Here is an 11,625-nt window from a genome sequence, read left to right as displayed (position 1 = left end):
TAAGCCTAGGACTGGTTCGCGGCAAACCGGTAAAGCATCTCGAGACCCAGCGTGGCGCCTGCCAGCGACGTGAGTTCGGCGTGATCGTAAGACGGTGCCACTTCGACCAGGTCCATGCCCACCAGGTTTACTCCGCTCAGGCCGCGGATAATTTTAAGCGCGCGGTCCGTGGATAATCCGCCCACGACCGGGGTGCCGGTGCCGGGTGCATAACTCGGATCGAGGCAATCGATGTCGAAAGTGAGGTAGCAGGGGCTGTCGCCCACGCGCTTATGGATACGCTCGACGATGGCTTCAACGTCGAGATCATTGGCAAGCGCCGCACTGACCACTTCGAACTCGTGCCGGCTTTCGGTGTACGTGGTGCGAATCCCGACCTGGATACTTTTATCGGCGTCGATAATGCCTTCGCGCGGCGCGTAATAAAACATGCTGCCATGGCTGCAGTTCGACCCGGGCTCGGCATAGGTATCGGTGTGGGCATCGAAGTGAATCAGCGCCAGCTTGCCATGCTGCTGGTGATGGGCGCGCAGCAAGGGCAGGGTGACGAAATGATCGCCGCCGAAACTGATTGTCGCTTTACCGGCTGCTAGCAGCGGGCCGTAGTGAGCTTCTACTTCAGCAAAAAATCCCTCGGTGCTGCCAGTCGGGAACTCAAGGTCGCCATAGTCAGCGACGCGAATCCGGTCACGCAGGTTGAAATCCCAGGGCCAGCGCTGTTCTTCCCAGGTCAAAAATGAACTGGCTCGTCGTATCGCAACCGGTCCGCTGCGGGTACCGGAGCGTCCGGTCGTGCCGAGGTCGTAGGGCAGTCCGACCACGAATACGTCGGCATCATCGGGATTACGCGACAGGGGCCTGCCCAGGTAACCATAGACATTGGCGTACATGGAATCGCCGGTGGTGAAGTCATTCTCGCTCATTTACAGGTACCAGTCGTATTCTCTGGGGCTGATGAAATTCTGGAAAGCCGCGGCTTCAGCGCTACGGTGACGACAGTATAGTTCGACGAAATAGCGACCCATAATATTCTTCAAGGCTTCATTTTCAAACGTTGTCGCCAGCGCTTTAGCCATGTCGAGCGGCAGGTTTTCATCGCGCCCGGTTACCGCTGCCGTGGTCGGAGCGCCCGGATCCAGTTTTTGCTCGATGCCGTGTAACATTCCGGCAAGGGTGGCTGCCATGGCCAGGTAGGGATTGGCATCCGCACCAGGAACCCGGTTTTCGACGCGCCAGGCACCTTGCTTGGCCAGTGGGATACGAAACGCAACGGTGCGATTTTCATCACCCCAGGTCAGGCTTACCGGTGCACAGCTGGTGCCGCCGCGATAGCGGCGGTACGAGTTTATATTGGGTGCCCAGAACGACATCGACGCCGGCATTGTCGCGAGCAAACCCGCGATCGCCTGGTGCAGTCGCGGATGCGCCTTGTTACCCCGGGCAAAGATATTTTTACCCTTATTATCAACCACGCTGATATGCATGTGCAGCCCGTTGCCGGCATGTTCCAGCATCGGCTTGGCAATAAAACTGGCGCCCATTTTATGTTTCTTGGCAACCTCGATCACGATTCTTTTGAACAAACAGGTTTCGTCGGCAGCTCGAAGGACGTCGGCATGATGATTGAAATTAATTTCGAATTGACCGGGCCCGAGTTCCGACGAAATTGCCCCGGTATCGATATTCTGCAATTGACAGGCGTGCAGGATATCGTCAATGACTTCCTCGAAATCTCCAATACGCGTGTTCGACAAAACGGTCGCGGTATCCGGGCGACCGGTTTTTGGATTGCGTACTAGTTGTATCCGGCCTCTGGCGTTGCGCTTTGCCTGGAACAGGTAAAACTCGAGTTCGAACGCAACCATCGGTTGCCATTTCCTGGCAGCGAATGCGGATAGCACTTTATGCAAGACCTGGCGTGGTTCGAAATACGAGGGCTCATCCGCGCTGCAGGTTGTTGCGAGCACCTGTGCGCGTGGCCTGTTGCCCCAGCTGGTCAGACACAGGCTGCCGGGCACGAGGTAAAAGTGCCCATCGGGATCACCATCATCAATCCCGTAATGAAGCCCGTCCAGTGGTTCACCAAGTGTGCTGAGAACGAACATACTTGCTGGCATTGCGAGGCCTTCCTCTGCGAAAGTAGTCAGTTTGCCGACCGGGTAACGCTTGCCGAAAAAATGCCCGCAGATGTCAGAGGCCAGAACCTCGAACTGTTTTACGTCGGGATTTGCCTTCAGGAAGCGGTTGATTTCACGTTTGAGTCGAGTGCTGTCTGGATGTTTCATAGAAGTCTGTGCCGATCCTTACGCGGGATACTTTGTGATCACGGAAAGTATCGATGGTGGCAATTCCAGACCAGTTGAAATACGATGATTTTTAAAAATAGTGATTACTAAATTTCGCCCACGACCGATGATCAGGCGACCCCCTCAAAGTAACTATGAATGCCTTCAACGGTGTTGATTGATGCGATTCCGTCGCGAATATCAGCCTCGATTGCACGCCGCAAGCCAAACAGATTTCTCTGCCGCAATGCCTCGAGGGCCTCTACATGACGATCAACCAGGTAAACTTTTTCCAGTTTGCTGATCGCGATGCGTGAAAAGGGACCGAGCTGCAACCACAGGCTTTCGATTAAAGGAACCGAGATCTGAAAAGGATTGGCGCAATACAAATGGCGATGAAACGCCTGATTGTGGAGGCTGATATTATCGACATTGTTTTGCTCGACGGCGGCATCAATTTTTTCATCAAGCTTTTCTAGAATCTCGATATCCTGCTGTTTTATATAGGGTAAAGCGCCTTCTGCAGCATGAGTTTCGAGCAGTATGCGCAGCTCACAAAGCTCGCCGAATTTCTCTGCGGTCATTGCCGGGACGATGACGCGGCGATTGTTTTTTACCTCGACCGCCCCCTCGCATGTCAGGCGATGCAGTGCCTCGCGGATCGGCATCGGGCTGACCTGCAGGATTTCGGCGAGACCTCGAATGGTCAAGGGTTTGCCCGGTTCGATACGCCCGCATAACAGGTTATTTCGAAGTAACTGGTAGACCCATTGGTGAGTTTTCAAGTCATCCGTTTTTTTTGTCATCAACAGCTTTAAATCGTCTGGATCGGTTGACTTCATGCCTTTTGTCCGTGGGCGGGTAGGCGAATTATTTAATCACAAATGCAGGGTCACCACCAATAGTAGTGTTGCTAAGGGCTCTGTATGATCGTTAAAATATGATCACATTATCAGGATGCGCACGTTAAATTATATCGGCAACCAGGGTCGGGTGTTATATTCACGCCCCTGTTGATTAGGAAACACTCATGAAAATCGGAATCCTCGAAGCAGGTCTGCTGCGCGAAGAAATGGCGACTCGCTTCGATCCTTACCCGGTCATGTTTGAACGCTTTCTCGGCCTCGGCGGAGATGATCTCGAATTCGCGTCATTTTGCGTGATCGGTGGAGAAATGCCGGCATCGATCGATGTTTGCGACGGCTGGTTGATCACCGGTTCACCCCACGGTGTTTACGATAATCTCGACTGGATGTCTCCGCTAGCTGATTTCGTTCTGGCGCTTGCGGGCAGCAATATCCCGTTGATCGGTGTGTGTTTCGGACATCAGATTATCGCCCAGGCACTTGGCGGTGAAGTGGTCAAGTCGGATAAAGGCTGGGGTGTCGGTTTGCACCAGTATCGAATCGATCAGCACCATTCCTGGATGGGGACGGATACAGATCCGATCAGTATTTACGCCTTTCACCAGGACCAGGTCATAAAATGTCCGGATACCGCAGCGGTTTTTTTAAGCTCCGAGTTCTGCCCCTTTGCAGGACTCAGTTATGGCGATTCGATTATCAGCCTGCAGGCGCATCCCGAGTTTGAAGACGACTACGAAACGGCATTGCTGGAAGCATACGGCGGAACCGTGGTGCCTGCGCAAATAGCGCAACAGGCGCTGGCGTCAATGAGCGGCGGTAAACATGAGGATCGACAACGACTCGCCGACTGGTTTGTCTCGTTTTTCCTGTCACGCCAGCAACGACCGCAGGCACAGCCATCCCGGCAGGCGCAATAGCAGTGTCCGCAATATTGTTGATTTAAGACTGGGCCTGGATCGGCCGCTCGAGCTGATCGATTAAAAATTCCTCGAATTCCGCGCGCGGCATCGGTTTACCAAAATAGTAACCCTGCAGAAAATCGCAGTTCAGCGATTTCAGGTAATCCCATTGCTCGGCGGTCTCGACACCCTCGGCGATTACTTCGAGGCGCAACCCGTGGGCCATTGCGATGATTGCCCGTACCAGCACCGTATTTTCCTTGTCACCGGGCAGGTCCATGATAAAGCTGCGATCGATTTTAACGGTACTGACCGGGTAATTTTTCAAGTAGCTAAGGGCTGAAAATCCGGTGCCGAAGTCATCCACCGAGAGCCTGACACCGCAATCGCTGATTGCGTTGATGTAGGTATTCACTTCGGGGGAATCGTCCAGTAACAGGCCCTCGGTGATTTCCACTTCCAGCAGATCCGGTTTCCAGGCGTGTGTTTCGATCTGGTCCTTGATCGTGTCAAACAGCATATTGTTACGAAACTGGATCGATGATGCATTGACGGCGATGCGCAGCCCGATACCAAAACGCTCATTCCAGTCAGCCCCGGTTTCAATCGCCCTGGATAACACCCAGCATCCCAGCTCGGGTATCAGGCCGGCACTTTCGGCTGCCGGTATGAATTCGTCGGGAAATACCTGACCCAGGGTTGCGCTTTCCCAGCGCAGCAAGGCTTCTGCCGAAACCACCTGGCCGCTCTCGCCGTGGACGATCGGCTGAAAAAATACCGTAAACTCGTCGTTCGGTAGTGCCTTGCGCAGGTTATCCTGGAGTTCGCGCTGGCGGTGGGCCTTGATGTTGATGTCTTCGGTGAAAAAGCGGAAGGTATGCTTGCCCTGGTTTTTCGCCTGGTACATGGCCTGGTCGGCATGGTGTAACAGGGTCTCCGCGTCTTCGCCATGATCCGGGAAAAGCGCAACGCCGATGCTAGCTCCGACCGAAATGTTCTGCCCGTTGAACTCGAGCGGCTGCGAGGCTTCGGTAAGCAGTTTTTCAATCTTGGTAATTAACGTAGTCTCGCTGTCGATGTCGGTCAGCAACACAATGAATTCATCTCCACCGATTCGGGCGATGGAATCGGTCTGTCGCACAATGCTTTTGAAGTTGGCGGCGACCTGGATCAAAAGCTGGTCCCCCGCTTCGTGACCGAAGTGATCGTTCACGTGCTTGAATCCATCCAGGTCCACGTAGATAACGGCACTTGAGAAATTGTAGCGCTTTGAACGGTAAATCAACTCGTTCAATTCCTCGTACAGGCCTCGACGATTCGACAGGTTGGTCAAAGGGTCATGTGTTGCCAGGTGCTCAACGCGATGCTCGGCCGCACGTCGTTGCTCGACCTCCATTTCGAGACCATGTCGTAGCGACCATAAATCGAGAAATACCCGCACCTTGGAGATCAGTACCGTTTTTCGTATCGGTTTCTCGATGTAATCGACAGCGCCGGAAAGATAGGCCTTTTCGATCTGGCCATCGTCCTGGGTTGCCGTGATAAATATGATCGGTATCGAGCGTGTCCTTTCATTTTCATGCAATAGCCTGGCGACCTCGAATCCATCCATCACCGGCATCTGGACGTCAAGCAGAATCAGCGCGATGTTATCTTCCTTCTCCGCTGCCAACAGGGCCTGTTCACCGGAATCGGCGGTAACAATCTGCGCCTCGATCGGCTTCAATAACACGTTGAGGGCAACTAGGTTGGCTCTGGTGTCATCGACTATAAGAATCTTGGCTTCGGGCATCGTTTGTTTTAGCTATCCACGCGTATCGTCCGGGCCGCCAGTTCAAGGCGACTGGCTGCAGTATGCTCAGGGTTTCTATCGGCCTGTCTGGAGAATTATTAAGTTTTCGATCAAATTTCAGGCCGATACCGGTCAACGCAAGGGAATAAGCAATTTTTTCCCGATTCCGCGAACGATACCCAAGCATCCGCTTTAATCGACTATAGTCTGTTGAAGAGTCCGAATATGTAATCAATGTCCGAACCAGAACAGAAACCCACGATCCTGCTGGTTGCCAGTTCGGCACACAGTATCAAGCTTGTCAGTAAGCACCTGCAGGAACATTTCAGCTTGCGAACGGCCGAGGATGCAGAATCAGCCTGGGATTCTCTGCTCGAAGATCGCGAGATCGTGCTGCTCATCGGCGAGCTGGAACTTATGATTAGCCAGTTTGGCCTGCTCGAAAGAATCCGCAGCGCAGGCGATAGCTGGCTCGCGGCAACCCCGATACTGTTACTGGTAGGGGAGAATGATGATGACGCGGGACGCGAGCTTGCCTTTCAGATGGGGGCGACCGATTTTATCAATCTTCCCTTCGCCAGCAGCGAACTTACCGCCAGGGTGCGTTTACACGCAAATCTCTACCTGCAAAATGCGGCAGAGACTGCCGAGGAAGTGCACCAGGTTTCCGACACGGATTTGCTGCAGCAGTTATCGCAAAAGAATTTCTTTTATTCGCGGGCACACCAGGAATTGTCATTTGCGCAAAGACATCGGGGTAATTTCAGCCTGTGCAAGCTCGGGCTCGACAATATTAAATCGATTATCGAGGTTTTCGATAAAGCGACGGCAACCACGGTCATTAAAGGGATCGCGGGGATGATCCAGCAAACCCTGCGCCGGGAGGACTCCCTGTGCTATCTCGGCAACGCCGAGTTTTACCTGCTTTATCCCGCAACCAACGGAATCGGAGCGACCAACGGCATCAATCGTATTCTTAAGCGGGTTGCCGGCTCTAAAATGCGTATCGCCGACAAGCAGAAGGTACACGTGACGCTGAGTGGGGCCGTGTTTAGCTGTTTGCCAACCGAGAGTAGTGATCTCGAACAAATTTATGCCCGGCTTGATGCGAATCTCGACAAGGCCCGATCGGCGGGCGGCAACCGGGTGATCAGTTCGTCTGCATCGATTGACGGGCGACACCTGTCGGTCGATCGGGCGTTAAGATTGATCGAGCAGGGTGGCGTCGATGAACTCAGGGCGGATGCAGCACCCCTGTTATCAAGTGTCCTGCCGCTGCTGGAGTTCGCTGACGGAGTACTGCAACTTGGCTTGAAGTCGGTCAACCAGAAACTCCGCGAAAAGCTTGGTACCCGGTCCGGCCAGGATTCGCAGTAATAGTTGCAATTTGAAACTTTGTATTGCTGGCGGTGCCAAATTATTATACTGTTAGCACTGCTTAACTGATCCGATAATATTCGAGTTCCCCTAGATGAATATTCTACTTCTGCTGGGCGCGCTGTTTGCGTTATTTTATGCCATCGCCCGTCATCAAATTCCATTTCGGACCCTGGCCCTTATTACCCTGCTATTTCTCGTGATATTCACGCTGGCGGGCGGGTTCAGCTTCTTCTGGGGACTGATATTCTGGGTTGGATTCCTGGTGCCGGCCGTGCTGCTGGGCTTGCCGCACATTCGTCAACAGTTTCTGAGTCGCCCCTTGCTGCAACGCATTCGCAGGGTACTGCCGGCCATGTCCGAAACCGAGCGGGATGCCATTGAAGCTGGCAGCGTCTGGTGGGAAGCGGAGTTGTTTCGGGGTGCGCCCGACTGGAAGCTGTTACAGAACTACAAACTGCCGGTGCTCAGCGATGAAGAGCGGGCGTTTGTCGAGGGTCCGGTAGAACAGTTGTGCGCGATGATCGACGACTGGGATATCACCCATAAGCGCCTCGATCTACCACCCGAGATCTGGGCATTTCTGAAGCAGCATCGTTTTTTCGGCATGATCATTCCCAAACGCTACGGTGGCCTTGAATTCTCGGCCTATGGACACTCGGCCGTGGTAATGAAAATTGCGGCACGCAGCATTACCGCGGGCGTTACCGTCATGGTCCCCAATTCGCTCGGGCCGGCCGAGCTACTGTTGCATTACGGTACCGACGAGCAGAGAGATTACTACCTGCCGCGTTTAGCCGATGGACGTGAAATCCCGTGCTTTGCATTAACCGGCCCGTTTGCCGGTTCCGATGCCGGCGCTATTCCTGACCACGGCGTGGTTTGCAAGGGAGAGCACGAGGGTAAGCAGGTGCTGGGCCTGCGCTTGAACTGGGACAAGCGCTACATCACGCTTGGCCCGGTGGCAACTGTGCTTGGTCTCGCGTTCAAGGCCTTCGATCCGGACGGCCTGCTGGGCGACCAGGAAGAACTGGGCATCACCTGCGCATTGATTCCGTCGGACACTCCCGGGATCACGATCGGCAAGCGACATTTCCCGCTGAACGTCGCTTTTCAGAACGGGCCCAATAGCGGCAGAGATGTTTTCATTCCGATGGAATACCTCATTGGCGGACAACAGAATATTGGTAACGGCTGGCGTATGCTGGTTGAGTCTTTGTCGGTGGGACGCGGTATTTCATTACCGGCCGTCGGTGTCGCGGCCGGCAAGGCGAGCGCGCGCACGACGGGTGCATATGCTCACGTACGCAAGCAGTTCAACACGTCGATCGGAAAATTCGAAGGTGTCGAAGAAGCCCTGGCCCGAATCGGCGGCATGACGTACATGATGGAAGCTGGGCGGTTGCTGACCCTGAGCGCACTGGACAGTGGCGAAAAGCCGTCGATTATTACGGCGATACTGAAATACTACAATACCGAACATATGCGCCAGGTCGTCAATGATGCCATGGATATTCACGGTGGCCGCGGTATCTGCATCGGGCCTTCCAACTATCTCGCCCGTGCCTACCAGTCTATTCCGGTTGGTATCACCGTGGAGGGTGCCAACATACTGACCCGCAGCATGATCATCTTCGGACAGGGCGCGATTCGCTGCCATCCTTTTCTGATAGCGGAAATGAAAGCCGCGATGTCGGATGATGAGTCTGCTGCCGAGGAATCTTTCGACAAGGCGCTACGCGGTCACGCCGAATATTTTTTGACCAATTACTGCCGCGCTTTCGTGTACGGTATCAGCGGTAGCCGTCTTGCACCGGCACCTTACCCGGGCCGTATCGGTGACTACTACCAACGACTGGGGCAGATGAGTGCTGCCTTTGCCGTCTGCTCCGACCTCGTGCTGATGGTCCTGGGCGGCTCATTCAAACGCAAGGAAATGCTGTCCGGTCGATTTGCCGATTCACTGGGCTACATGTTTTACGCCTCGGCCGTGTTGAAAAAATTTGATGCCGATGGTCAACCGCGAAGTGACTTACCACTGGTCGAATGGTCGACCAAGTACTGTCTGTACCAGGTGCAAATGGCACTCGACGAGATTTTGCGTAATTTTCCGATCAAGTGGCTGGGCGTGCTGGTGCGTCATAGCATATTTCCGCTGGGGCTCAATTTGCGCCAGCCCAATGACTCGCTCAGTCACCGCGTCGCGGCGCTGCTTATCCGGCCGGGAGAGGCACGCGATCGATTAACCGATGGTATATACAGTACCGATGATCCTGACGACCTGACGGGTTGTCTGGAGGATGCGCTGCACAAAGTCATAAAAGCCGAACCCATAGAACGACGCTTGCGCCACGACGAGGTGGAGCAGCATGGGCTTGAAGATTACCAGCAATGGGTGAACCGGTTGAAAAAATCGCAACAGGTTACGGACGAAGAAGCTGATATACTGCTGCAAGCGAGAGCAGCGACGGCTAAGGTGGTCGCGGTTGATGACTTTACGTCTGACGAGATGAGAAATAAAATGGCTGCAACTAAAAAGGCGGCCCCGAAAAAACGCACGACCAGTGCACCGAAGAAAAAAGCTACGAAAAAGACTGTAAAAAAGAAACCTGCAGCTTAGTAACAGCGGACCAGGGGATTGACCAAGAATCCGTACCCGCCACAATAAAACAATACCGTTGCCAGTTTGGGGGTGTGCAAGTGGAGAAAGTCTGGTTAAAAAGTTATCCTCCCGGGGTTCCGGAAGAAATTGATATCAATGCCTATGCGTCGGTTACCGACGTGTTTGAACAGGCGATCAAACAATTCGGCGACAAGCCCTGCTTTTCCAATCTTGGAACGACCCTGACCTACAAAGAGATGGATCGGTATACCGACCAGCTCGCGAGTTACTTGCAGAGTCTGCCCGGCCTGGAAAAGGGCGATCGGGTAGCGATCATGATGCCCAACGTGCTGCAGAACCCGATCGCAATATTCGCGACGTTGCGGGCCGGGTACACCGTCGTTAACACGAATCCCCTGTACACACCGCGAGAACTCGAGCACCAGTTATTGGATTCCGGCGCCAGGGCCATTATCGTAATGGAAAACTTTTGCCACACGCTGGAAGAAGTCATCAACGAAACACCGATTCAGCATGTTATTACCACCCAGCTTGGCGATATGCTGCATTTCCCGAAATCACTGATCGTGAACCTGGTAGTCAGGTACGTGAAAAAAATGGTACCCCCATTTTCGCTGCCGCAACGCGTGACCTTCAAGCAGGCACTGCAGCGCGGGTCAGTCCAGCCGCACAAGGCGGTAGCCTGCAATCATGATGATCTTGCATTTCTGCAGTATACCGGCGGCACCACCGGGGTGGCCAAGGGTGCCATGCTCTCGCATGGCAATATGATTGCAAACATGCAGCAGGCCTCGGCTTGGCTGGCAGATACGGTCGAGGAAGGGCAGGAAGTCATTATTACCGCGCTTCCGCTGTATCACATATTCTCGCTAACCGCTAACTGCCTGACCTTTATGAAAGTCGGTGCGCTCAATTACCTGATAACCAATCCGCGCGACATGCCGGGCTTTGTCAAGGAACTAGCGGGCCTCAGATTTACCGCAATCACCGGCGTGAATACGCTGTTCAACGGCCTCATGAATACGCCCGGATTCGAAGCCATTGATTTTTCAAATTTAAAACTTACGCTCGGTGGTGGTATGGCAGTACAGCAACCGGTAGCCGAACGCTGGAAGAAACTGACGGGCGCCCCGTTACTAGAGGCCTATGGATTGACCGAAACCTCGCCAGCGGTATGCATAAATCCGTTAACCCTGATGGAATACAATGGCAGCATCGGATTACCGGTGCCCTCTACCGAAGTTTCAGTGCAGGATGACGATGGAAATATTCTGCCCCAGGGAGAGGCCGGGGAACTGTGCGTGCGTGGTCCACAGGTTATGCAGGGTTACTGGCAGCGACCTGAGGAAACCGACAACGTGATCTCCAGTGATGGCTGGTTAAAGACCGGCGACGTCGCAACAATGGATGAACAGGGATTCTTCCGCATTGTCGATCGCCTCAAGGATATGATTCTTGTGTCCGCTTTCAATGTTTACCCGAACGAAATCGAAGCTGTAATCGCTGCTCATGATGGTGTGCTCGAGGTGGGTGTTATCGGTCAACCCGACAAGGATAGCGGCGAGGTAGTCAAGGCGGTAATTGTTAAAAAGGATCCAGCGCTCGACGAGGCATCGGTCATTGCGCATTGCCGCGAGAATCTAACCGGATACAAGGTGCCTAAAATAATAGAATTCAGGGACGAACTACCGAAAACCAACGTCGGAAAAATACTGCGACGCGAACTGCGGTAATCTGCGTCCGCGGGGGATTGCAATCCCTGTGTAAGCAATTCGTCCGGTGC

The 11,625-nt window shown here is 53.8% G+C and carries 8 protein-coding genes; 4 read left to right on the top strand and 4 right to left on the bottom strand.

All coding sequences use genetic code 11. The features are described 5' to 3' along the window. Positions 1–5: 5 nt before the first annotated feature. The 3 genes from speB to OES20_04660 all read right to left on the bottom strand — a co-directional run bounded on the left by speB (position 6) and on the right by OES20_04660 (position 3,127). The gene (gene speB, locus OES20_04670) at positions 6–923 is read right to left on the bottom strand and encodes an agmatinase (protein ID MDH3633981.1); all 918 of its coding nucleotides are present in this window, start codon (positions 921–923) and stop codon (positions 6–8) included. After that, entirely contained in the window at positions 924–2,285 is a 1,362-nt protein-coding gene (locus OES20_04665) for a glutamine synthetase family protein (protein ID MDH3633980.1), read from the bottom strand. It abuts the gene before it with no gap. Positions 2,286–2,416: 131 nt separating this feature from the next. Next, entirely contained in the window at positions 2,417–3,127 is a 711-nt protein-coding gene (locus OES20_04660) for a GntR family transcriptional regulator (GenBank protein MDH3633979.1), read from the bottom strand. Positions 3,128–3,315: 188 nt separating this feature from the next. Here OES20_04660 and OES20_04655 point away from each other — a divergent pair, with 188 nt between their 5' ends. Further along, the gene (locus OES20_04655) at positions 3,316–4,068 is read left to right on the top strand and encodes a type 1 glutamine amidotransferase (GenBank protein MDH3633978.1); all 753 of its coding nucleotides are present in this window, start codon (positions 3,316–3,318) and stop codon (positions 4,066–4,068) included. Between the two features lie 22 nt (positions 4,069–4,090). On the opposite strand, the gene OES20_04650 is transcribed toward OES20_04655, so the two are convergent. After that, a complete protein-coding gene (locus OES20_04650; GenBank protein ID MDH3633977.1) occupies positions 4,091–5,842 on the bottom strand; it encodes an EAL domain-containing protein in 1,752 nt (583 codons plus the stop codon). A gap of 234 nt (positions 5,843–6,076) precedes the next feature. Between OES20_04650 and OES20_04645 the strand changes: the two genes are divergently transcribed. The 3 genes from OES20_04645 (at position 6,077) to OES20_04635 (ending at position 11,575) form a co-directional block, all read left to right on the top strand. Then, positions 6,077–7,219, top strand: coding sequence for a diguanylate cyclase (locus tag OES20_04645; protein MDH3633976.1), 1,143 nt, complete (start codon positions 6,077–6,079; stop codon positions 7,217–7,219). A 94-nt stretch (positions 7,220–7,313) separates the two neighbouring features. Further along, positions 7,314–9,839, top strand: a complete 2,526-nt coding sequence (locus OES20_04640) for an acyl-CoA dehydrogenase (protein MDH3633975.1) — start codon at positions 7,314–7,316, stop codon at positions 9,837–9,839. A 74-nt stretch (positions 9,840–9,913) separates the two neighbouring features. After that, positions 9,914–11,575: an AMP-binding protein gene (locus tag OES20_04635; GenBank protein MDH3633974.1), complete on the top strand. Its 1,662-nt coding sequence runs from the start codon at positions 9,914–9,916 to the stop codon at positions 11,573–11,575. Positions 11,576–11,625 lie beyond the last annotated feature (50 nt).

It is taken from the genome of Gammaproteobacteria bacterium (assembly GCA_029862005.1).
Taxonomy (GTDB): domain Bacteria; phylum Pseudomonadota; class Gammaproteobacteria.
Note: the sequence above shows the minus strand (reverse complement) of the source record. Positions and strands in the feature narration are given on the sequence as shown.

What these genes read in the sequence shown, in the direction of transcription:
- speB (MDH3633981.1), bottom strand. Translation starts at nt 923, where the DNA reads ATGAGCGAGAATGACTTCACCACCGGCGATTCCATGTACGCCAATGTC.
- OES20_04665 (MDH3633980.1), bottom strand. Translation starts at nt 2,285, where the DNA reads ATGAAACATCCAGACAGCACTCGACTCAAACGTGAAATCAACCGCTTC.
- OES20_04660 (MDH3633979.1), bottom strand. Translation starts at nt 3,127, where the DNA reads ATGAAGTCAACCGATCCAGACGATTTAAAGCTGTTGATGACAAAAAAA.
- OES20_04655 (MDH3633978.1), top strand. Translation starts at nt 3,316, where the DNA reads ATGAAAATCGGAATCCTCGAAGCAGGTCTGCTGCGCGAAGAAATGGCG.
- OES20_04650 (MDH3633977.1), bottom strand. Translation starts at nt 5,842, where the DNA reads ATGCCCGAAGCCAAGATTCTTATAGTCGATGACACCAGAGCCAACCTA.
- OES20_04645 (MDH3633976.1), top strand. Translation starts at nt 6,077, where the DNA reads ATGTCCGAACCAGAACAGAAACCCACGATCCTGCTGGTTGCCAGTTCG.
- OES20_04640 (MDH3633975.1), top strand. Translation starts at nt 7,314, where the DNA reads ATGAATATTCTACTTCTGCTGGGCGCGCTGTTTGCGTTATTTTATGCC.